The following is a 24,293-nucleotide window of genomic DNA, read 5'->3' as shown; positions in this document are numbered from 1 at the left end:
ATCGAATGTCTGGATATCAGTATATATAAAAAATCTGACAACGGTATACTAACGCCACTCATTAGGGAGAAACTTTTAATGAAAAATTTATTATTTCCGCTAATAGCGGTTTTACTTTGGTCAATGAATGCGATAGTGAATAAAGCCGCGGCAACCGCTATCGATCCCGCCGCAATATCCTTTTACCGTTGGGCATTAGCTCTGCTTGTCATGACTCCATTTGTGCTACGCTCTGTCTTGCGTCACTGGTCGATAGTCAGAAAACATTGGTGGCAACTCGCCATTTTAGGGGCGCTGGGTATGATGCTCTACCAAAGCTTAGCCTATTATGCCGCTCATTCTGTCAGTGCAACCTTTATGGGAATTATGAACTCCTTAATCCCATTATTAACCGTTGTCATCAGTATTTTTGTCCTGCGAGTGATCCCAACCGTTGGTATTTTTATCGGTACTCTGTTATCGCTGGCGGGTTTAACTTGGTTAGTCAGCCAAGGTAACCCTGCAACGCTCTTTTCCCAAGGATTAGGCACCGGTGAACTGTTGATGTTGATTGCCTCTGCCGCTTATGCCTTATATGGCGTCTTAACTAAGCGTTGGGCTATTCAATTATCAAGTTGGGATTCACTGTATGTACAAGTTTTCTTTGGCGTTATTTTATTAATTCCCAATTTCTTATTGGCAGATGACGTGTCGCTTAACCGTCACAACATTGGTCTTGTGGCCTTCGCGGGTATTGCAGCCTCTATCCTCGCACCTGCATTGTGGATCCAAGGGGTTATGCGCCTAGGCGCCAATACGACCTCGATTTTTATGAATTTAGCGCCAGTATTTACAGCAATCATCGCTATCTTTGCGCTCGGTGAAGAGCTGCAAAGCTACCATTTAATTGGTGGTGGCGTGGTATTATTAGGTGTTATGTTAGCACAGCAATTACGTACCCCTCTGACTCATCTTTTTAAGAGCAAGAAAAAAATTGAGCAGAAAAAAGATTGCTTAAACGACTCCTAGCAGTAAAATTAAGCTTCAAGCAATGCAATGTCGTAATCCATATGCCCCACACTTGTGGGGCTATGTTTTTTATTATGACCTATTAATTAGAATAGTTTGAACTAAATATAAATAAGCAAAACATTCCGTTTTGGACAAGTTATTCGCTAAGCAATTAATATTATCAGGAAAAGGAAATTTTTTATTCCACTGCCGTTAGATATCGTGCAAATCACGGCATGCTGGCTAAAACAACCTGACGCAATTTTTGCTTCAGGTTTTCCTGAAAAAGATCAGTTTATTCTTTAATACCCCAAGCGTTAACAACTGTAAACTAGCATTGGTAATATATAAGTAATCGCGTTTAAAATAATAGTACAACTTGATTTATGATGAATATGAAAAAGGATAACCATGCTCCCTAATATTAAGCCACTGATAACACCGACTGTGCTTTTAACTGCATTGATAAGCCTAAGTTTTATTCCATCAATAAGTCAGATATCACCACTATCACCTAGTTATGCATTTTCTCAATCCGATTCCCCCCAAAAGGATCTAATATCACTGACCGAAAGTGCCAATAATGACTTATCATCAACGGTTAATCTCCCTACTATTTTCTCAATGATTGTTGACGATCATTATGCAAAAAAAGCTTATTTACTGTATCAAATCTATAATGGTGACAAATATGGAAAAAGTTTAAAACCCGATCAATTGCAGGCTCAAAAATACCTTCAGCTAGCTGCCGAACTTGGGCATCAAGATGCATTAATCGAAATGATTGACCAATCAACCAACCTTTATAATGCACCAGGGAAGTATCTTGATAGTCAAGCCCAAAAATATATCAATATGCTGCTAGAAAAATATCCGAATTCTCCAAAAACACTGATCACTGTAGGAAACCTCTATGCAGACTATAGAAAGCATTTTTATAATCCTGAAAAATCATTTGAACTAATTCAAAAAGCTAGTGAAATCTCACCATCAGCAGAAATCAACTATGATCTCGCAAAAAAGTACGCTCTAGCGCTAGGTACAGAGCAAAATTTAAAAAAGGCGATCAGTCTTTTACAAGAAAATATTACGAATGATAAATTGGTACAAGATAGTCAATATGCACTAGCACGACTCTATTTTCAATTTGATGTATCCGATGAAATTGGAAAAGATTTCGTTATGGATATACTCAGAGAAAGTGTTGAAAGAAATAAGTCCGCCTTGTTTCCAGATTATAGCTTAGCGCATTACTATGCAGACTACCTTTTAGAACAAGATCCGATTAATAATAGAGAATATGCTTTTTCCTTATACAATAAAGCAAGTCATTATTTTACTGATGCGAATATACATCATGCATTAGCGCTAATAAAATATGAAAAACACGAAAAAGAACAAGCCGCCTACCTTATTTTATCAACTTTAAAAGCGGATCAAAAATATCATTATCTCACCACAATAGAGCGTCAAAACGCTTATAACTTGCTCTTTAAACACTTTCTTGACTATCCTGGAACAATTCAATTTCTTGTTGAACAGTCACTTAATAATGAGCAAGTAAAATCAGCTATTCAACCTCTATTAAAGCAAAACCCTGACGCAAAGTTTAAATATGCCATAGCGAATGTTAACCGTATGAGCATCAAGAATACAATTGATGACAAGGCTTTAGCATTACATTATCAAGACATAATTACAGCCGCAGAACTGGGTTCCATTGATGCAATGCTGTTTATTATTCATGGTAAAGTCGATGATGACCGTCTACCCGGAACTCTTTTTGATGATAATAAATTTGACCAACTCACGGGGATAACGAATGATGATCGTTGGATGTGGCACAATAAATGCGCTGACCAAGGAAGTAACCGCTGTTTAGCCGAACTTGGTTATCGCTACCAATATGGTAAATTTGGCGTCGAAAAAGACTATTCAAAAGCACTTAAATATTATAAGCGCATTCATATTACACCGGATAATTATGAATTTCTTAATTATGAATCCGATATGAAGCTTATTGAAAAAGAACAACAAAAATTCAATGAGCTACTCAATCAATACAACAATAATGATGCCGAAGCCGCCCACAGGCTAGCCGATGTCTATCGATTTGGTAAATATGGGCAAAAAGAAGACAATGTTAAGTGGCTTAAATATCTAGATCAAGCAGCAAACTTAGGTAGTGCTAAAGCATTACATGAATTATGGTCCTATTATGAGGATGAAGGTCAGCTTGAAAAAAACAGAGCTAAAATCATGAGCTATTATAGCAAGCAGATCGCCTCTGGGAATCAATCTGCTGCTCTCACCTTAGGCTTAAATTATTTATATGGGTTACACCTTGTTAATGCGAACCGAACGAAAGCGCGTGAATTATTGAAGAAATCAGGTAAAGATGGTGAGCGCTATCTCGCTGAAATGGATAAGTTTGATGAGAAATATACATTAAAAGATAAAGATGCCACCACTAATTATCAACTAGGCGTTGCACACACATATGGTCGGGGCGCCAGCATTGATCATTTAAAAGCGAGGCAATTTTTTAAAACCGCAGGAGAACAAGGCCATCAAGAATCTGCTTACACATATATTAGGTCATTGCAAAATGGTATTTATGATTATAAAAAAAATCGCTGGATCGCAGAACCTAATTGGTATGAAGCTATTTCGTGGCTAAAACAATACCCTCTCGCATGTTGTCAGGAAGATGAACTGCTTCGCTATAATACACTGGTATTACCGGCTTTAAATAATGATATTAATGCGACATTAAAACTTTCTCATTGGTATATTGAGCAACAACAACATACTGCTGCGGCCTATTGGTATAACAAATTACTTGATAAAAAAGATTTAAATATCATTATTCCTGAGCTTGATAAAATCATTACGAATGATGGCAAAAAGCGTGAATTGTACTCAGCGGGAACCTTGAAAAATGACTTATATTCTAAAGTACACTTTGCGTCTTTAGCTGTAAATAATAAAAAAGTCGCTGCAAACCCTGAACTCTACCAGTCTATGATTCAATTTCTACATGAGGGATTAGGCTCAAGCGATCCTATCATTTCAGATCTTGCATTTAACTCTTTACTTACTGCCTATAGAGATGGAACCGAACAGTATAGTTATATATTCCGTCGCCCGATAAATGAGAAAGCGTATGTAGAATTATTGGAGTCACAGTCTAAAAATCGTGATGATGTTCTCATGTTATTGTCAGAATATTACACAACCCAAAATCCCCAAAAGGCTCTAGATTATGCTCAAAAGGCTTATGAAAAAGGTGATATCAGAGCAGCTAAATATCTATATAATTTTTATTATGCTCACCTTGATGTCAATCATGAAAATCTTAAGCGTACTACTCAATATCTCAAAAAATATCTCAATATGAGGGAAAGTGCTGATGAGAAGATTATCAATGAGCTTACTCTTCCTACTGAACATATAATCGGCATTGCTGATATCTATTTCGAAGGCTTTTACGATATGCCGCGAGATCTAGATAAGGCAATTGAGATGTATCAATATTTATTAAAATATGAACCTGAAATTGCTTTAGAAAAACTTTATGAGTCACATATCCTAAACGGAAATACCAATGAAGCTTATTACTATGCATTAATTCTCAATAAAGATACGGATAATGTCACCATGTTTAATACGCTAACAGATGTACAACGTGAAGCTATCAAAACACGTGTACAAGATTATTTTGATAACAAAAATACGAATAAATAAGTTAATTACAGCAATGAGGGTGCTAATGTTGATTATATTAATACCCTCATCTGACTTATCACTGGCTAGTTTGAAACACCACCTTTGCCAACAAACCACCGAGTTCTCTTCCCTTCAATAATTGCAGGTCGGTACCATGATAAATCGCAATATCTTTCACTAACGCAAGCCCGAGACCTGATCCTTCCATGGCTAATGCATTATTTAAGCGTGTAAATGCTTCCATTGAGCGACTGATTTTTTTATCGGGGATACCGGGTCCTGAATCTTCAACTTCTAATATGGTATGCTGTTTGTTTTCGCTTAATAATATCCGTACCGTTACAATGCCGTTATCAGGGGTATATTTAATGGCATTATCGATTAAGTTCGCACACATTTCTGCCAATAAAATAGGCTCACCTTTAATCCATGATTGCTCTTGTCCTTCATAACCAAGGTCAATTCCTTTACTTTCGGCTTGCCCCAATCGTGTAAAACAAGCCTGTTGGACTAACTCCACTAAATTAATCGCGCGATAGTGACGAATAGCCTCTTTCTCATGCGCTTTTAAACGCGCGAGTTGCAATAACCTATCAGTTAAGACAATCGTACTGTCGAGGGTTTTATTAATCGCATGCAGACTTTGCTGCCGCTGAACTTCATTTGTACTATTCAGGGCAACCGACACTTGGGTTTTAAGTACCGTTAAAGGTGTTTTCAATTGATGAGAAGCGTCGGCACTAAAGCGCTCTTGGCGTTTAACCATCCGTTTTAGCCTTTCAATATAGCGATTCAGGGCGTCCACGAGTGGCGATAATTCAGACCATGGCAGAATATCAGGAATAGGTGTGAGATCATTAGCGGAGCGCCCCATCATTAACTGAGATAACTTTTTCAACGGCGTTAATAGCTTACTCAGTAATAAATAGGCCAGCACTAATGTCAGGAACACGACAGTACCTTGGCTCATTAATGAGGATATTAATAGTTGACGAGCAAACTCATGCCGCGAAGAGACTGTTTCAGCAACGCGAATTTGCACCATTCCCATCATGCCACCTTCATTTATCGGTTGATAAAACGTGGCCACACGGATAGGCAAACCTTTATATTCGGCATCATAAAAATAGACCAGCGCCGTATAGTACTGAGAGCGCATCCAATTTGGGGGAATTTCAGGTAGGTCATCATAGCCAGAAATCGTTTCACCATTAGGCGCAATCACTTGGTAAAATAATCGGTCATTAATATTTCGTTCGAAACTGTCTAAAACGACATAAGGAACATCAACAATCAAATGACCGTTTTCAACCTTTAGCCGCTCGGCAACAGTACGAGCCGAAGCCAATAATGTCCGATCATAGGCCTGATTTGCCGCGTTTTTGGCACTGTAATAGTGAGTATAAACGGAGAATCCCCCCAACATAATGAGGGGGATACCGAAAAAGAGCAGTAACTGATGAAAGAGAGAGCGTGGATGAGAGACTAATTTCATACACTACACTGCTCTAATCGGTATCCTAATCCGCGAAGCGTATTGATATTGACATCGGTTCCTGTGAGTTTTTTCCTTACTCGATGCACATACAATTCAATACTCTGTAAGTTAGCTTCATCGGACAATGAAAAAACCTGTTCGAATAATTGTGTCTTTGAGACAGGCCGCCCACGACGATGAAATAATGTATTAAGTACTGCGAATTCTCTTGGTGTTAAGGCCAGCGGCTCTTTATCCACTAAGAAATAGCCTTCTTCATGGTAGCAAAGTGAACCAAAACGTTGTGGCTCATTCACCTGCCCTTGGCTCCGCCGTAATAATGCTCTGATCCGAGCTTCTAATTCCGCTAAATCAAACGGTTTAGTGAGATAATCATCTGCCCCTGCATTTAACCCTTTGACCCTATCTGAGACATCTGAGTTTGCCGTTAACAACAACACGGGGATCTCTTGACCCCGTTTTCTCATTTGGGCAAGTACTTCTAACCCGCTGAGCCTTGGCAACGACACATCTAATACCACTAATGAGTAGCTTTCTGTTTGTAATAATTGATCAGCAATCGCGCCATCACTCGCAATATCGACAGCAAAGCCGGTCGAACTAAGCGCTTTTTGTAACCATAACGACAACTCGTCATGATCCTCAACCAATAATATTCTCATTTGTATGCTCTCAATTCATTCAATACTGAGTATACGTTCGCATTAACCCCTGAGAAATAAAATACTTAAGCACAATATTTTCAAGGTGGCTCACAAGAATATTATATGAATACAAATTAACATTAAATTAACAAGTTAAAACTACTAATAATAAACAATCTGATATTCATCACAAAAAAACAACTCCATTTGTTAATGAAAGGTAAATGAAAGCTTTATGAGCCCATGATGATGATTAGAAAAACAACAATGACATCTCTTTTTGTCTGCTTTTTTGTGAGGAAATAAAGAATGAAAAAAACATCATTAGCGACACTCGCTGCTGCCCTTTTCTTTGCTGGTCTTAACCAAGCTGCGGCTCTACCTGAGCGTACTGAATGTATCGCACCAGCAAAACCCGGCGGTGGATTTGATTTAACCTGTAAGTTAGTGCAAGTTTCCCTACTCGAAACCAAAGAAATTGAAAAACCCATGCGTGTTACCTATATGCCTGGTGGTATTGGCGCGGTGGCTTATAATGCCATCGTTGCACAACGCCCAGCCGAAGCTGGCACAATCGTTGCTTTCTCAGGCGGCTCACTGCTTAACCTAGCGCAAGGGAAATTTGGTCGTTACAACGAAAATGATGTACGTTGGCTCGCCAGTGTGGGAAGTGATTACGGCATGATAGCTGTTCGTGAAGACTCTCCTTATAAAAATCTAAAAGATCTGATGGAAGCATTCAAAAAAGACCCTAACAGTATCGTCTTTGGTGCTGGTGGATCGGTAGGTAGCCAAGATTGGATGAAGACGGCATTACTCGCGAAACAGATTGATGTGGATCCGCGCAAAATACGCTATGTGGCCTTTGAAGGCGGTGGCGAAACTTTAACTGCACTGTTAGGTAATCACATCCAAGTCATGTCGGGTGATATGAGTGAAATGGCTCCTTACCTTAATGATGGGAAAGTGCGTGTATTAGCCGTTTATTCCGATAAGCGCCTTGGTGATGGCCTTGAAAATATTCCAACAGCGAAAGAACAAGGTTACGACATTGAGTGGCCGATTATTCGTGGTTTCTATATGGGGCCAAAAGTCTCAGATGAAGATTATAATCAATGGGTTGAAGCCTTCAAAAAACTCCAACAAACCGATGAGTTCAAGAAACAACGTGAGCTACGCGGGTTATTTGAATATAACTTAACAGGTCAAGAGCTGGATAGTTATGTCAAAAAAGAGATCGAGCAATACCGCGAACAAGCTCGTTCATTTGGCTTAGCGAAATAACGGAGGCCAATAATGAGCCAACGCATATTCGCCATTGTCTGGCTAATATTGTGTGGTATCGGCCTCTATATTGGCTGGGGGATACAAAGTGAATACGCCTATGAACCACTTGGCCCCCGCCCTTTTCCGATAGCCATACTTTCGTTAATGGCTTTATGCGCATTCATCTTACTTGTTGGTAAACAAGAAGCGATTGAATGGCCTAAGGCATATGTGTTACGTCGCTTAGTATTACTCATCCTTTCATTGGTTATCTATGCTTGGGTATTTGAGTGGCTAAGCTTCCCGTTATCGACCTCTCTATTGACTATCAGTATTGCGTTGCTGTTTGGCGCGACACCTATTGCTGCCATCATTTCCGGCCCAGTATTAGGTATCACGCTTTTTTATGCTTTCGACAAGCTACTGGATGTCACTTTGCCAATTGGCAACTTGTTTAATTAAGGAGATAGCCATGGAAACTTGGATGTACCTTTCACAAGGCTTTGAAGTGGCACTAATTCCACAAAACCTAGTGATCGCACTTATCGGTTGCTTTATTGGTACGGTTGTCGGTATGTTGCCTGGATTAGGGCCAGTAAACGGCGTTGCAATACTTTTACCGCTCGCTTTTGCCCTTAAACTGCCTGCTGAATCGGCTTTAATATTGTTGGCAACCGTCTACCTAGGCTGTGAATATGGTGGTCGAATCTCGTCTATTTTATTAAACGTGCCCGGTGATGCTGCCGCGATTATGACAACCCTTGATGGCTACCCTATGGCAAAACAGGGTAAAGGTGGGGTGGCGTTATCAATTTCAGCGGTAAGTTCCTTTATCGGCTCTACCATCGCTATCTTCGGGATCATTCTATTCGCCCCATTACTTGCACAATGGGCGCTGGCGTTCGGCCCCGCCGAATACTTTGCGCTCATGGTATTTGCCATCGCGTGCCTTGGCAGTATGATGAGCCAAAACCCAGTTAAATCCCTACTGGCTGCATTAATTGGCCTCGCATTCGCCACGGTGGGTGTTGATGCAAACTCTGGTGAGTACCGCTTTACTTTCAATAGTGTCAATTTATCGGATGGCATCCAATTTATTGTGCTCGTTATTGGGCTATTTTCCGTTAGTGAAATTCTATTGATGTTAGAAGGAACTGCAACAGGCCAAGGGCTGATCCGTAAAACAGGCCGTATGCTGTTCAATCGTAAAGAGGCTAAAGCTTGTGCTGGCCCTACGTTACGCTCCTCTTTTATCGGTTTTTTTGTCGGTGTCCTCCCCGGCGCGGGTGCTACCATCGCCAGTGCTATCACCTATATGACAGAGAAAAAAATCAGTGGGGCTAACAACCAGTTTGGTAACGGTGATGTACGAGGTGTTGCAGCGCCGGAAGCCGCTAATAATGCTTCAGCCTGTGGCTCATTTATCCCGATGTTGACCCTTGGTGTTCCCGGTTCAGGTACGACCGCCGTTATGATGGGCGCATTAACACTGTATAACATTACTCCAGGTCCTGGCATGTTCACGGAACAACCGGATATTGTGTGGGGATTAGTCGCGGCATTGTTGATAGCCAATATCGTTTTATTGATCATGAATATTCCATTAATTGGGCTATTCACACGCATGCTCTCTGTGCCACTTTGGTTCTTAGTACCGACAATCGCCACCATATCAGCCGTTGGAGTATACGCGGTTCACAGTACTACATTTGACTTACTACTCATGATGGGACTTGGCATATTTGGCTATATCCTACGGAAAATGAATTTCCCATTATCGCCGTTGATCCTTGGCTTTGTTCTTGGCGAGATGTTGGAACAAAATTTACGTCGCTCTTTATCTATCAGTAATGGTGATTTCGATATTCTTTGGAGTAGTTCGATTTCTCAATGCTTACTGGTAATGGCTGTACTTGTTCTCGCTCTACCACCAATTATTAAATTAATACGTAAAAAGCGCCAACACCAACCATCCACCCTCTCGGATTAAGCTTATATTATCTCATCGATTTCTCTGTAAACTTTGCCCCGACCAGTAGTTAGGGGCATTTTTTATTACTGAGCATCACATTGCATTTAGTACAAGGCGTTAAACATTCAGCAAGTCAGCCAATGTTCCCTTTACCTATTTATACTCAGTGAGCACTCTTAGACGACATTATTTGTTATGCTTAAATTGTTACAAGCTTTTTTTAAATGGCAGCCTAAGCCACTTCATCATAATCAATTTGTGACTGTATTCAATAAGCTATACCAAATCAGTAGCGAGTACCCTGCCACAATAACGTATAAAGATAATGGTGAGCTATTAGCGAAGGCGGTTGGTAAAGTCCATCTGTATTGCGATGGCAAATTGGTACTACGCCTCACTAAGAATGTCAGTGTCATTACAATTGGCGTAGTGGATAACAAAGCAAAAGTGATTAATATTAAAAAAGATGTGTTCCGTTTTCCGTCAAATACATCATCATCACATCCGCCCTATTTATCACCAAGCAGTGATTCAGACAGCCATCATCATACAAGTCGTTCTGACGATAATCATAGTGGCCACTTTTCAGGCGGTGATTCAGGTGGAGGAGATTGTGGCGGTGGCGGCGGCGGTGATTGACCATAAAAAAAAGCGAGAATCGAGGTTCTCGCTTTTAATTTGATAGCGTGAAAGACCAATTAGCCTTTATATTTGCTCATCACTAACGTTGCGTTAGTCCCCCCAAAGCCAAAGCTGTTAGACATAACTGTCTCTAATGCTTGCTCTGTCGGTTTCGTAACAATATTCAGCCCTTGAGCTTTAGGGTCTAAGTTTTCGACGTTGATACTTGGTGCAATAAAGCCATGCTCTAACATTAATAAGCTATAAATGGCTTCGTGAACACCCGCAGCACCTAAAGAGTGCCCTGTCATTGCCTTAGTGGCAGAAATAGCGGGTGAGTCATTACCAAATACTTCTTGAATCGCTTCGAGCTCTTTCGTATCCCCCACAGGGGTAGAAGTACCATGTGTATTGATGTAATCAACCTTACCATCAATGCCTTGCATAGCCATTTGCATGCAACGTACTGCACCTTCACCTGAAGGGGCAACCATGTCCGCACCATCTGACGTTGCGCCATAACCAACAATTTCAGCGTAGATATGGGCACCACGAGCGAGCGCGTGCTCAAGCTCTTCAACCACCACAATACCACCGCCACCTGCAATAACAAAACCATCGCGGTCAGTATCGTAGGTTCTTGATGCTTTGCTTGGAGTATCATTGTATTTTGTTGACAATGCCCCCATTGCATCGAATTCACAGGTCATTTCCCAGCTCAACTCTTCACCGCCACCTGCAAATACAACGTCTTGTTTACCTAACTGGATCAATTCAACTGCATGACCAATACAGTGTGCAGAAGTGGAGCAAGCAGAGCTGATTGAGTAGTTCACCCCTTTAATTTTAAAAGGTGTTGCTAAGCAAGCTGAGATCCCAGATGCCATAGCTCGTGTAACCATGTAAGGGCCTACACCACGAAGGCCTTTTGCACGCATACCATCAGAGCCAGCAACTTGGTTACGCGGAGAGCCCCCGCCAGAACCAACCACTAAACCAGTACGTAAATTCGAAACTTGTTCGTCTGTTAAACCCGAATCACTAATTGCCTGCTCCATAGACAGATAGGCGTAAACTGAGCAATCACTCATGAAACGGCGGATCTTACGATCAATCAGACCGTCAGTATCCATTTTTACATTACCCCAGACGTGGCTACGCAGCCCCGCCTCTTTGAATTCTTCTGAGAAAGTGATCCCGGAACGACCTTCCTTCAGAGAAGCCAGTACTTCTTCCTGGTTATTACCAATACTGGAAACAATACCCAGGCCAGTGATGACTGCACGCTTCATTCATTACCTCATGTCTTTTAATAATGTGAGTACGGGATTACAGGTTGTCACTTTAGCTTACACTTGTAAGCTGAACAAGTCCGATCAGGGTAAATATTTGTATTTTTTTTTCATCGAACATAATAACATTTTTGTTCAAAGGTAGCCTTGATGCCTGTTCGGCGCTAAAATTCAATGATTATTTGGATAAGAACAGGCATAAGTGTGAAAAAGTCAGCCGTGCAAACAGCCCGCCTTAGCTGGAATGATGAAGGTACGCCAGTATCAGAACAATTTGATGATGTCTATTTTTCTAATCAAGATGGACTTGAAGAAACTCGCTACGTCTTTTTACAAGGAAATCAATTTCCAACGCGCTTTGAAACACATCCTTTTGAAACCTGTGTTATTGCCGAAACAGGCTTTGGTACTGGGTTAAACTTTCTTACTTTATGCCAATGTTTTGAAGAGTTTAAGCAAAATCATCCCAACGCAAAACTACAACGCTTACACTTTATCAGTTTTGAAAAATACCCCCTCAGCCAAGAAGACCTAAAAGCAGCCCACAGCCGTTGGCCTGAGCTAGATCCACTCTCCCAAATGCTCTGTGAAAAATGGCCTGATCCCCTACCCGGTAACCAACGTATTATCTTAAAAAATGGGGAAATCATTCTTGATTTATGGTTTGGTGACGTAAATGAACAATTACCTCTACTTAATAGCAATTTAAACAATAAGATAGATGCTTGGTTTTTAGATGGATTTGCACCTTCTAAAAACCCACAAATGTGGAGCGAACAACTGTTCACTGCAATGGCTAAATTTGCCCGCCAAGGAGGCACTTTTGCGACCTTTACCTCTGCGGGTTTTGTGAAACGCGGATTACAACAAGCGGGTTTCACTATCAAAAAAATTAAAGGTTTTGGTCGTAAACGGGAAATGTTAACAGGCAGCTTAGCGGATAAGCATGACGGAATGATGACACCTTGGTTCGCTCGTCAGCCAGCTGCAATACCAACCGATGTTGCTATCATAGGCGGAGGTCTCGCCAGTTTAACCACTGCCTATGCCTTAAATCAGCGCGGTGCTAACGTCACGCTCTATTGCAAAGACCAACAAGTGGCACAAAATGCTTCTGGCAACCGCCAAGGGGCGGTCTACCCACTTCTCAATGGGCGTGATAACCCTCTAGAGCGTTTTTTCGTCAGTGCGTTCCCTTATGCGCACCGCTTTTATCGTCATCTTTCCCAATCGGGGATCCCATTTGATAGCCAGTGGTGCGGTGTTTCTGAGCTAGCCTACCATGAAAGAAGCCGCAAAAAGATTGATGCGATGCTGCAAACTGAGTGGCCTGCTGCGTTCGCGGCTGCAAAGACACGTGAGCAGTTAACCGAGTTAGCAGGTCTTGATGTTAACCATGCTGGTATTCATTATGCTAAAGGGGGATGGCTTTGCCCCGCTCAATTATGTGAAAGCCTTATGCGCTATCTCGCTGAAAAAGGCGTTCAATTTCATTTTAATCACGATGTTGAGCAATTACAGCATTCTGAGGAAGGGTGGACTTTATCTGCGAATGTTTCCGGCAAACAGCAACAATATTTACATCAAACGGTTGTCATTGCTAATGGTCATTTACTTACCCAGTTTCAACAAACCCAACAACTTCCAGTGACCCCCGTGAAAGGGCAAGTGAGTCATATCCCAACGACACCATCATTAAGCCAACTTAACAATGTATTATGCTATGAAGGTTATTTAACCCCAGTAAATCCCAATAACCAGCAGCACTGTATTGGGGCAAGTTATCAGCGTAACCACTTAGATTTTGCATACAGTGAAGTAGACCAGCAAGATAATCGCCAAAAACTGCTCAATAGTTTGCCCGATGTGAGTTGGCCAGAAGAGGTTGATGTTTCTGCTCAACAAGCTCGCCAAGGGATCCGCTGTGTGATCCGCGACCATATGCCACTAGTGGGGAATATCCCTCACTTTACGCAATTAATGGCAGCTTATGAAAATTTACCTGAACAGATGGAAAAACAGGCAAATATTGTACTCGCCCCAACCTATCCTAATCTCTTTATCTTAGGGGCGTTAGGCTCACGAGGGCTTTCAACCGCGCCTTTGTGTGGTGAGTTACTCGCCGCACAAATCTTTAATGAACCACTGCCTTTAGATGATGAAACGTTAGCCGCATTGCACCCTAACCGCTTTTGGGTGAGAAAATTGCTCAAAGGCCGTGAAGTTAAAGTGATGCCACAAGAAAACATCATAAAATAACAGAATCCTGTGCTCTATTGACGTAATAATATCGAGCGCTTTATCGCTTAAAAAGCGATATGAATGAACAGCAAAAAATAGCCGCATTCGTTCAATGCGGCTATTAACGTCTAAAAACAGTAAGTTACTGCTATCTTAATTCGGACGGACTGTTTTAATCCTCATTGCACAACGATCAGCAGCATTAAACCCAGCATCAATTTCTTGTTGTAGAATTTCTTCTAACTCAGTGGGTAGAGCCTCTTCATCAATGATAGAAAATCCAAAACGCTGATAATACGGTGCATTCCAAGGGATTTCACGGAAAGTGGTTAGCGTCACATAGTCAAAGTGATGTTGTAACGCATAATGGAGAATATGCTGAATTAATGCCCGACCTACGCCCTTACCCTGCCACGATTGGCACACAGAAATTTCACCGATATGGAGGCTATGCGTTAATTTGTCGACATTAATAAAGCCAATGGGCTGATCGTCATTATCTACCGCCACCCATTCCCTATTGTCCTGAATAAACTGTAGATGATCTTGCTCTGATTGCACTTCATCGTCAGCAATCCAAGCAAATTGATGATGACCACGAAATACTTGCGCGGCAGAGCGCTCGATAGTAGGGAGTTTTTTTGCGTCGCACGGCTGTGCTTGGCGAATATGAAACATAAAATAAACCTATAAAAAAGAGGAGCTTCCTCCTCTTAATAATCAATATAGTGTGAGATTAACGCACGTCATCCAGTAAGGATTTCCACATACCTAAAACCAGCACTTGATCTGGTGGGGTGAGCTCTCCCCCTTTAATTGCCTGCTGAATACTCTCTTCAACACGTTGATAAAGTGCATCAACACTGGTTTCATTCTCTTGTTCAAGCTCTGCGACAGCAAGGGTTAGATGCCCACGCAAATAGCCGCCCGCAAATAATTCATCGTCACTTGCGTGTTCGACCATATCATCAATTTTTGTCAGTATGCGTGTTTCAAAATCCGCAAGCATGCTTAATCCTTACTCTCGTTAATGTGTCATTAGGCAAAAATATCTTCCGGATAAGGGAAGTCTTCTGCACAAAGTGGTGGAGTATTGTAAAACGTTTGTAACGCGTTCACAAAGCGTAATGGCCTTTCAGGAATACCATTTGCTAAATATTCCATCACTTGGCCATGTACTTTGCGCTGAAATGCGATACGGTCAGGCTCAAAATCCCCTTCTAGATTGTCGCAACTGACATTAAAAGGAATGCCAGCCGCTACACAAAATAACCAATCTAACGCCTGAGGTTTGATTTCAACGACTTCAAATGCACATTGCGTTTTTTCATCACGACCATCGGGGCAATACCAGTAGCCATAATCGACTTGCTGGCGTCTTGCCTCTCCCGCAATGCACCAATGCGAAATTTCATGCAGTGCGCTGGTGAAAAAACCATGTGCAAAGACAATGCGATGATAAGGTGTTTGCTCATCGGCCGGTAAATAAACTGGCTCATCGTCACCTTTCACCAATTTGGTGTTGTACTCTTCGCCAAAGCACTGTTCAAAAATATCAATCAACTGCTGATAATGATGTTTAATCATGGAAATTCAAATCATTTTAAAATAATGAAACAACCCAAGCTTTGATAGCATCGCCATGGCTGTCATGGAGCAATTTAATACTCATCAGCAAAGAGATGATCACAATCATTGGCCTGATCAGTTTTTGCCCTTTCGTTAACACCAAGCGAGCGCCTAGTCTTGCGCCAACCATTTGGCCGATAAGCATAACAAAACCGAGCACCCAAAGAACATGACCTCCGATAATAAAAAATATTAAAGAGCCAAAATTTGAGGCAAAGTTCAGTAACTTAGCATGGGCAGTCGCTTTAGCAAGGTTATACCCCAACAATAACACATAGCCTAATGCTAAAAATGACCCAGTTCCCGGCCCAAATGCGCCATCATAAAAACCCATCGTCATACCAACAGCAACCCCAAAAACAGGCATACTAATACGTTGCTTACGATCTTGTGCACCAATTGACGGTGTTAACAAAAAGTACAGGCCAACGCAGATAACCATGATAGGCAAGAGCTGTTTGAGAAAATCCGTATTAATCATTTGGATCAAGATAGCGCCTAACATGGCACCAATGATCGTCATGATAAAGGGGAACATTTGCTCTCGTAAGTTAATCGCTTTACGTCGAACAAAATAGAGTGACGATGAGAACGAACCTCCAACTGCTTGGAGTTTGTTAGTTGCAAGTGCCTCAACAGGCGTTATACCGACAGAAAGTAATGCAGGGATGGTTAATAACCCCCCGCCGCCAGCTATGGAGTCAATAAATCCCGCGAACAATGCAACACAGAAAAGTAATAAATAAATTTCAGGTGCAACAACAGTCAGCCAATCCATTTTTAATCCAAGTAACAGAATTGCCATTACGGCGATACGTAATCTACTCTGCCGCTGATAAACAAATACAAGCCCACAGAGTATCACTGCCCAGATGAGGTATTTTTAAGGAGGCGTCATCCAAACCTTCATATTAACAATAAGGGAGACTATGCCCCCTTACGCACTCTTTACGACAATCCTGAAAATGGTTTCATTGTGGGTATAACATCAGCACATTGCCCACGGTGACGTAAATAGTGATCCATCAATACAATCGCCATCATTGCTTCTGCAATAGGTACGGCTCGAATACCAACACAAGGGTCATGTCGACCTTTGGTGATCATTTCGACTTCTTCACCATCACGATTTAGCGTTTTACCTGAAACGGTAATACTGGAGGTTGGCTTCATCGCGATATGCGCAATAATAGGTTGGCTGCTACTTATCCCCCCTAGAATGCCCCCAGCGTGGTTTGAAGTGAAGCCCTCGCGAGTGATTTCATCGCGGTTTTCACTCCCTTTCAGGCCAATTACTCCAAAACCATCCCCAATTTCAACCCCTTTAACAGCATTAATACTCATTAAAGCATGAGCAATATCTGCATCTAAGCGGTCAAATACAGGCTCTCCCAATCCTGCTGGTACATTCTCAGCCACGACAGTCACTTTCGCGCCAATCGAATCTCCCTCTTTTTTTAGCCCTCTTAGTAACTCATCTAGCGCTTCTAATTGACTAGGGTCAGGGCTGAAAAAAGGGTTTTGCTCAACAATAGACCAATCTTTGATTTCACATTTCACTGGCCCCATTTGTGTCAAACAGGCACGTATCGTGATCCCCAATTTTTCTTGTAGGTATTTTTTAGCGATTGCTCCAGCCGCAACACGCATAGCCGTTTCACGAGCAGAAGAGCGCCCGCCTCCACGGTAGTCGCGCTGACCATATTTTTGTTCGTAGGTATAATCTGCGTGCCCTGGTCTAAAGACATCTTTAATTGCGCTGTAGTCTTGAGAACGTTGATCGGTATTTTCAATCAATAGGCCTATGCTGGTTCCCGTAGTGACACCATTAAATACCCCAGATAGAATTTTGACCTGATCAGGCTCTCGACGTGCAGTAGTATAACGAGACGTTCCCGGACGGCGGCGGTCAAGATCCCCTTGTAGATCGGCTTCTGTTAATGCTAGCCCTGGTGGCACACCATCAATGATGCACCCCAAAGCCAAGCCATGAGATTCCCCAAAAGTGGTAACCCGAAACAGTTGCCCTATTGAATTTCCTGCCATACCAAATTCCTAATTAATATTTCATGATTGTTATTTTGATGTTGTGGTTGATTAGAATGCCGCGCAATATTTTCTTAATCAATATAAAGTTGAAAATGAGCATGATGTTCAACTAATTGCTCACGCGTCAACATAAATACTCCATCACCACCATACTCAAACTCTAACCAAATAAAGGGAATTTCTGGGTATTGTTCAATCAGATGTACCATACTGTTACCGACTTCGCAGATCAATACACCCTCATCACTCAGAAAGCGTGGTGCATTTGCTAAAATACGACGCACCAATTTTAAACCATCGCTTCCCGCCGCTAGCGCCAATTCAGGCTCAACGCGGAACTCTTCCGGTAAATCATCCATATCCTCAGCATCAACATAAGGTGGATTAGTCACAATTAAATCATACTTAACGTCAGGCATATCCCTAAACAGATCAGAGCGGATAGGAATAACGCGGTGCTCTAAACCATGATTCGCAATATTGTGTTCAGTAACGGCAAGCACATCGGTCGAGATATCGACCGCATCCACTTCCGCTTCAGGGAATTCATACGCACAGGCGATTGCGATACAGCCACTCCCTGTACACATATCAAGTATCGTTCGCGGCTCATCAGCCAACAAGCCAACAAAATGGTTGTTGATAAGCTCTCCAATTGGTGAACGAGGAATTAATACACGCTCATCCACATAGAACTCATGTCCACAGAACCACGAACAGTTAGTCAGGTAAGCCACTGGAACACGCTCATTAATACGACGCAATACACGTTCAATGATACGATGACGCTCCGTTGGAGTCAGGCGCGAGGTCAATAGTTCATCCGGTACATCAAGAGGTAAGTAAAGCGTTGGTAGCACTAATTGTAACGCTTCATCCCATGCATTATCAGTACCGTGACCATAATAAACATTGGCAGCATTAAAGCGGCTCATTGTCCAACGTAAAATGTCCTGAATGGTATGAAGCTCAGCAACAGCTTCATCAACGAAGATCTTTTCCAAGAAGGGTTTCTCCAGACTGTATATCGAAAGTGTTCAAGTTTGCCACGAAGTGAGACACAAATCAGCAGATTAATACAATAAAATCGCGAGGAAAACAGAGGGGAAACTATTTAATGTCAAAAGGCCCCCTGTTTAAACTGGAGGCCTCTTAGGATAAGTCGTTATTCTACCGACTCAGCGTTGTAATTTACGTCAGTCTCCGCATTGGGTTGTTTAACCCACAGTGCATAAACGACGGCTAAAATCACCAACCAAACAATACCCACATATAAAGCAATACGTGTATCTTCAAAATAACCGAGTACCCCAAAGATAAATAGCATAAATATGATGGCAAGTGCTGGACCAACTGGCCATAATGGTACAGGGAATTTCAGTTTACTCACCTGCTCTGGCGTCATTTTGCGGCGCATGGCTACCTGTGATACCAAGATCATCAGCCATACCCAAATCGTGGCAAAGGTTGCAATCGATGCAATCACTAAGAACACTTTTTCAGGGATCAGATAATTCAATACCACCCCAACCAGCAAAATAATTGACATCACCAGTACGGTCATCCATGGCACACCATTTTTGGTCAGTTTAGTGAATACTTTCGGTGCCTGCCCTTCGTGTGCCATACCATACATCATACGGCCCGCCCCAAAGATGTCACTGTTGATAGCGGAGATTGCTGCGGTGATCACTACCACGTTCAAAATGTTTGCGGCCGATGCAATGCCTAGGCTATCAAAAATTTGTACGAATGGACTGCCTTGGTGACCAATTTGATTCCAAGGGTAGATACACATTAAGACAAATAAAGTTAAGACATAAAAGAGTAGGATACGAATTGGTACCGCATTGATAGCACGAGGAATTGTTACGTCAGGATTTTTAGCTTCACTTGCCGTAATACCAATGACTTCAATGCCCCCAAAGGCGAACATTACCACGGCAAACGATGCGATAACCCCTCCGATCCCATTTGGCATAAAGCCACCGTGCTCAAATAGGTTTGTAATACCGACTGCATGCTCAGAGGCTTGCCCAAAGCCAAACACCATAATCGCCGCACCGCCGATGATCATCGCGATAATTGCAACAATTTTGATGATAGAGAGCCAGAACTCCATTTCACCAAATACTTTTACATGACAAAGGTTAATTGCCCCGATAAAACAGATGATACTCAAAACCCAGATCCACTGAGCGACCTCAGGAAACCAGAGCTTCATATAAAAACCAAATGCGGTGACGTCTGCTAAGCAGACAATGAGCATTTCAAAAACATATGTCCAACCAGCAAAAAAACCTGCTCGTGGACCTAAATAGTGACTTGCATACTGTGAGAAGGAGCCAGCAAGGGGGTTATGTACCGCCATTTCCCCTAGGGCGCGCATCACCATAAAAACCGCCGCGCCACCAATAATATAAGCAATTAAAACCGCAGGGCCTGCCGTTTCAATCGCTTTTGCTGAACCATAAAAAAGACCTGTACCAATCGCTGCCCCGAGGGCCATAAACCGGATGTGACGCGCAGAAAGTCCACGCGTAAGTTTTGTTGTGCTTTGCATGATTTATCCTTCGTTTTTTATATACCCTAAATCATTCAAGCCACTTCTCAGAATGATGAGTAGACACAAGCTCACTAAGGTGACAGACAGATATCTATCTCTCATGTCGCTTGAAGATTAATGGGTACTATTTTTAATAATGGTCGTGCAGATAAATACTACAAGCGGCCGATACATTGCCGACCGCTTATTATTTGCGTGATGTATTATTTAGGAAAAACCGAGCTTTCAGGGAACAATGTTGATAGCTTTTGTTCCGTAATGAGCTGAATTGCCGCATCAATATCAGGGGCAAAATAGCGGTCTTTATCATAATACGCGACTTTATCACGCAATATGTGACGGGCTTTTTCTAATACCTCGCTTGATTTTAAGCCCTCACGGAAGTCGATCCCTTGACATGCCGATAACCATTCAATGGCTAAAATGCCTGTCACATTTTTTGCCATTTCCCACAAGCGGCGGCCTGCTGCTGGCGCCATAGAGACATGGTCCTCTTGGTTTGCCGAGGTCGGTAAACTATCAACACTGGATGGGTGTGCTAATGCTTTATTTTCACTCGCCAATGCTGCCGCAGTTACCTGAGCAATCATAAAACCAGAGTTGACCCCGCCATTATTAACGAGGAATGGTGGCAATTGAGACATGTGCGTATCCATCAATAACGCAATACGTCGTTCAGACAGTGCACCGATTTCGGCTAAAGCAAGCGCGATGTTGTCCGCAGCCATTGCCACTGGCTCCGCGTGGAAGTTACCGCCAGAGATAATGTCACCATTATCAGTAAAGACTAATGGGTTGTCAGAAACAGCATTCGACTCGATTAAAATTACCTCAGCCGCTTGACGAATTTGCGTCAAACAGGCCCCCATCACTTGAGGCTGGCAACGTAACGAATAAGGGTCTTGTACTTTAACGCAATTTTCATGAGATTGAGCCAACTCACTCGTTGGTGTTAACACCTCACGAAATAGTCTTGCAACATCAATTTGCCCTTTTTGACCACGCACCTCGTGGACGCGCGCATCAAATGGTTTGCGTGACCCCAATGCTGCTTCCACACTCAGAGAGCCACAAACAATACCGCTTAGCAGCAAGTTCTCAGCTTCAAATAACCCTTTTAGCGCAAACGCCGTTGATACTTGGGTGCCGTTTAATAGTGCTAGACCTTCTTTCGCTTCCAGTTTCAACGGTTTTAGCCCTGCTTTTTCAAGTGCCGATTTAGCGCTGAGCCATTTACCTTGATAGCGTGCTTTCCCTTCGCCAAGTAGCAGCAAACTCATATGCGCTAAAGGTGCTAAATCACCAGAAGCACCAACTGAACCTTTAGCAGGAATAAAGGGATAAACTTGGTGATTCACTAACGCGATTAGGGCTTCAATCACTTCTAATCGAATACCAGAGAAGCCACGAGCTAAACTATTAATTTTTAAAACCATAATCAGACGAACCAATTCGTCATCAAGCGGTTCACCCACGCCCGCTGCATGTGACATCACAATAGAGCGTTGCAGCGATTGCAGATCTTTTGCAGCGATTCGGGTATTGGCTAATAAACCGAATCCTGTATTAATACCGTATGCCGTCTTATCTTCAGCAATAATCTTATTTACCGTTGCCACACTTTTTTCGATTGCCAAATGAGAGCGTTTATCGAGAGCAACCGTTACAGGCTGTGCAAGCACAATACGCAAATCATTCAGTGACATTTTTCCTGGATGGATAGTTAACTTAGTCATGCCCGGCTCCTCTTAGCGTGTTTTTAACATCGGTAGGTTAAGATTTTTTTCTTGTGCGCACTGAATCGCTATATCATAACCCGCATCAGCGTGGCGCATGACACCTGTCGCAGGGTCATTGTGTAGAACACGAGCAATCCGCTCAGCAGCTTCATCAGTGCCATCGCACACAATCACCACCCCTGAATGTTGAGAGAAGCCCATACCGACCCCTCCACCATGGTGTAATGAAACCCATGTTGCTCCACTTGCTGTATTCAATAAGGCATTCAGTAAAGGCCAATCAGAGACGGCATCTGAACCATCTTTCATCGCTTCTGTTTCGCGGTTTGGGCTAGCAACTGATCCTGAATCAAGGTGATCTCGACCAATCACGATCGGCGCTGAAACTTCACCGCTTCTTACCATTTCATTAAAAGCTAAACCTAATTTCGCCCTATCCCCCAAGCCAACCCAACAAATACGTGCGGGTAAGCCTTGGAAGCTGATACGTTCACGCGCCATATCTAACCAACGATGTAAATGCTTATCGTCAGGTAAAAGCTGTTTTACTTTTGCATCTGTTTTATAAATATCTTCAGGATCACCGGATAACGCCACCCAGCGGAAAGGACCAATACCGCGACAGAATAATGGGCGAATATAAGCAGGTACAAACCCTGGGAAATCAAAAGCATTTTTGACGCCCATTTCAAGGGCCATTTGACGGATATTGTTACCATAATCAAATGTTGGAATGCCTTGTTTTTGGAAGGCGAGCATCGCTTTAACATGTTCAGCCATCGATGCTTTTGCTGCTTTCGCTGTGCCTTCAGGATCTTTCACGCTACGCTCGCGATACTCTTCCCAACTCATCCCAACAGGTAAATAACCATTGAGAGGATCGTGAGCACTCGTTTGGTCGGTAACCATATCTGGGCGAACGCCACGTTTCACTAACTCTGGTAAGATTTCAGCCGCGTTAGCACATAAGGCGATTGATACAGCTTTCCCTTCCGAGGTGTATTTTTTGATACGCGCCAATGCATCATCCAGATCGGTCGCTTGCTCATCCACATAACGGGTACGCAAGCGAAAATCAATACGGCTTTGTTGACATTCGATATTCAGTGAACAGGCACCCGCGAGTGTTGCTGCTAACGGCTGCGCCCCGCCCATACCGCCTAACCCTGCCGTGAGTACCCAGCGCCCAGTTAAGTCACCATTATAATGTTGGCGCCCTGCTTCAACGAAAGTTTCATAAGTCCCTTGAACAATGCCTTGGCTACCAATGTAAATCCAGCTACCCGCCGTCATTTGGCCATACATTGCCAACCCTTTCGCATCCAATTCGTTAAAGTGTTCCCAGTTAGCCCAATGTGGTACAAGGTTTGAGTTTGCGATTAATACGCGAGGGGCATTTTCATGGGTTTTAAAGACGCCAACGGGCTTGCCAGATTGGACCAGTAGAGTTTCATCACTCTCTAAATTTTTAAGTGTTTCAACAATTTTGTCATAGCACTGCCAATTACGTGCCGCACGACCAATACCGCCATAAACGACCAGTTCATGTGGATTTTCAGCAACATCAGGATCTAGGTTATTCATCAGCATACGTAAAGGGGCTTCAGTCAACCAGCTTTTCGCGCTGAGAGTGTTACCTCGTGGTGCTCTGATATCACCATTTCTGTATTTATTATTTATCGTTGTCACATTCATACCCTCTTTCGATAGATTCAGCTTGTACTGATAACGTCTTTATATAGGTATAGTTGTATATACATGTACAATCAATACCCTATTTAACATCAAAATTGAGAATGAAATGCAGATAAATAATAATTACATATTATGTTTCAATGGATTATAAAAAAACCACATCAAATTGGTGGTTAAATTTTCTTCTAAATCTGCCAGTGAGATCACATTAAATTTACAATTAATTCACATCTTTCAAGGGTTTTAGCGGGAAATATCAAAATTCACCATGAGATTAAGATAAACCCTCTACTCATGGTCAATATAGACGTGATTTTCAACATTTATTCGATAAAATACGCTAGGAAAGCAACCCCATAAAA

Annotated in this window: 19 protein-coding genes; 7 read left to right on the top strand and 12 right to left on the bottom strand. The window is 42.3% G+C overall.

All coding sequences use genetic code 11. The annotated features are described in order from the left end of the window. Positions 1-78: 78 nt before the first annotated feature. Complete coding sequence (locus PR709_RS00425) at positions 79-1,008, top strand: DMT family transporter (protein WP_014656279.1); 930 nt, start codon at positions 79-81, stop codon at positions 1,006-1,008. 393 nt (positions 1,009-1,401) lie between these two features. Next, complete coding sequence (locus PR709_RS00420) at positions 1,402-4,737, top strand: SEL1-like repeat protein (protein WP_272570684.1); 3,336 nt, start codon at positions 1,402-1,404, stop codon at positions 4,735-4,737. A 58-nt stretch (positions 4,738-4,795) separates the two neighbouring features. On the opposite strand, the gene PR709_RS00415 is transcribed toward PR709_RS00420, so the two are convergent. Together PR709_RS00415 and tctD are read right to left on the bottom strand one after the other, a co-directional pair. After that, positions 4,796-6,214, bottom strand: coding sequence for a sensor histidine kinase (locus PR709_RS00415; protein ID WP_014656281.1), 1,419 nt, complete (start codon positions 6,212-6,214; stop codon positions 4,796-4,798). Further along, entirely contained in the window at positions 6,211-6,879 is a 669-nt protein-coding gene (gene tctD, locus PR709_RS00410) for a transcriptional regulator TctD (RefSeq protein ID WP_004921202.1), read from the bottom strand. Before tctD ends, PR709_RS00415 begins: the two co-directional genes overlap by 4 nt. A gap of 291 nt (positions 6,880-7,170) precedes the next feature. Between tctD and PR709_RS00405 the strand changes: the two genes are divergently transcribed. The 4 genes from PR709_RS00405 (at position 7,171) to PR709_RS00390 (ending at position 10,738) form a co-directional block, all read left to right on the top strand. Then, on the top strand, positions 7,171-8,145 hold the full coding sequence (locus PR709_RS00405) for a Bug family tripartite tricarboxylate transporter substrate binding protein (RefSeq protein ID WP_272570683.1): 975 nt from the start codon (positions 7,171-7,173) through the stop codon (positions 8,143-8,145). Positions 8,146-8,157: 12 nt separating this feature from the next. After that, entirely contained in the window at positions 8,158-8,589 is a 432-nt protein-coding gene (locus tag PR709_RS00400; RefSeq protein ID WP_272570682.1) for a tripartite tricarboxylate transporter TctB family protein, read from the top strand. Positions 8,590-8,599: 10 nt separating this feature from the next. Beyond that, positions 8,600-10,117 (top strand): tripartite tricarboxylate transporter permease, encoded by a 1,518-nt coding sequence (locus PR709_RS00395; RefSeq protein WP_004921210.1) that lies wholly within the window; start codon positions 8,600-8,602, stop codon positions 10,115-10,117. A 177-nt stretch (positions 10,118-10,294) separates the two neighbouring features. After that, positions 10,295-10,738 carry a hypothetical protein gene (locus tag PR709_RS00390; protein ID WP_004921211.1) on the top strand — a complete coding sequence of 148 codons (444 nt, stop codon included), beginning with the start codon at positions 10,295-10,297 and terminating at the stop codon, positions 10,736-10,738. 59 nt (positions 10,739-10,797) lie between these two features. On the opposite strand, the gene fabB is transcribed toward PR709_RS00390, so the two are convergent. Further along, positions 10,798-12,012: a beta-ketoacyl-ACP synthase I gene (gene fabB, locus PR709_RS00385; protein WP_004921214.1), complete on the bottom strand. Its 1,215-nt coding sequence runs from the start codon at positions 12,010-12,012 to the stop codon at positions 10,798-10,800. A gap of 204 nt (positions 12,013-12,216) precedes the next feature. On the opposite strand from fabB, the gene mnmC reads away from it, so the two are divergent. Beyond that, the gene (gene mnmC, locus PR709_RS00380; protein WP_204280506.1) at positions 12,217-14,271 is read left to right on the top strand and encodes a bifunctional tRNA (5-methylaminomethyl-2-thiouridine)(34)-methyltransferase MnmD/FAD-dependent 5-carboxymethylaminomethyl-2-thiouridine(34) oxidoreductase MnmC; all 2,055 of its coding nucleotides are present in this window, start codon (positions 12,217-12,219) and stop codon (positions 14,269-14,271) included. Positions 14,272-14,406: 135 nt separating this feature from the next. On the opposite strand, the gene PR709_RS00375 is transcribed toward mnmC, so the two are convergent. The 9 genes from PR709_RS00375 to hutU all read right to left on the bottom strand — a co-directional run bounded on the left by PR709_RS00375 (position 14,407) and on the right by hutU (position 23,931). After that, complete coding sequence (locus PR709_RS00375) at positions 14,407-14,931, bottom strand: GNAT family N-acetyltransferase (protein WP_004921217.1); 525 nt, start codon at positions 14,929-14,931, stop codon at positions 14,407-14,409. A 58-nt stretch (positions 14,932-14,989) separates the two neighbouring features. Continuing rightward, the gene (locus PR709_RS00370; protein ID WP_004921219.1) at positions 14,990-15,262 is read right to left on the bottom strand and encodes a YfcL family protein; all 273 of its coding nucleotides are present in this window, start codon (positions 15,260-15,262) and stop codon (positions 14,990-14,992) included. A gap of 29 nt (positions 15,263-15,291) precedes the next feature. Beyond that, positions 15,292-15,840 (bottom strand): elongation factor P hydroxylase, encoded by a 549-nt coding sequence (locus tag PR709_RS00365; RefSeq protein WP_004921221.1) that lies wholly within the window; start codon positions 15,838-15,840, stop codon positions 15,292-15,294. A 16-nt stretch (positions 15,841-15,856) separates the two neighbouring features. Further along, complete coding sequence (locus PR709_RS00360) at positions 15,857-16,660, bottom strand: TSUP family transporter (RefSeq protein WP_014656286.1); 804 nt, start codon at positions 16,658-16,660, stop codon at positions 15,857-15,859. 170 nt (positions 16,661-16,830) lie between these two features. Continuing rightward, positions 16,831-17,928: a chorismate synthase gene (aroC, locus tag PR709_RS00355; RefSeq protein WP_004921225.1), complete on the bottom strand. Its 1,098-nt coding sequence runs from the start codon at positions 17,926-17,928 to the stop codon at positions 16,831-16,833. 74 nt (positions 17,929-18,002) lie between these two features. Continuing rightward, positions 18,003-18,935: a 50S ribosomal protein L3 N(5)-glutamine methyltransferase gene (prmB, locus tag PR709_RS00350; RefSeq protein ID WP_004921227.1), complete on the bottom strand. Its 933-nt coding sequence runs from the start codon at positions 18,933-18,935 to the stop codon at positions 18,003-18,005. A gap of 161 nt (positions 18,936-19,096) precedes the next feature. Further along, positions 19,097-20,494 (bottom strand): amino acid permease, encoded by a 1,398-nt coding sequence (locus PR709_RS00345; protein ID WP_014656287.1) that lies wholly within the window; start codon positions 20,492-20,494, stop codon positions 19,097-19,099. 206 nt (positions 20,495-20,700) lie between these two features. Continuing rightward, entirely contained in the window at positions 20,701-22,233 is a 1,533-nt protein-coding gene (gene hutH / locus PR709_RS00340; protein WP_004921231.1) for a histidine ammonia-lyase, read from the bottom strand. Between the two features lie 12 nt (positions 22,234-22,245). After that, on the bottom strand, positions 22,246-23,931 hold the full coding sequence (hutU, locus tag PR709_RS00335) for a urocanate hydratase (protein ID WP_004921233.1): 1,686 nt from the start codon (positions 23,929-23,931) through the stop codon (positions 22,246-22,248). Between the last annotated feature and the right edge of the window lie 362 nt (positions 23,932-24,293).

Origin of the sequence: Providencia sp. PROV267 (assembly GCF_028477825.1) — a bacterium.
Classification (GTDB): domain Bacteria; phylum Pseudomonadota; class Gammaproteobacteria; order Enterobacterales; family Enterobacteriaceae; genus Providencia; species Providencia stuartii.
Note: the sequence above shows the minus strand (reverse complement) of the source record. Positions and strands in the feature narration are given on the sequence as shown.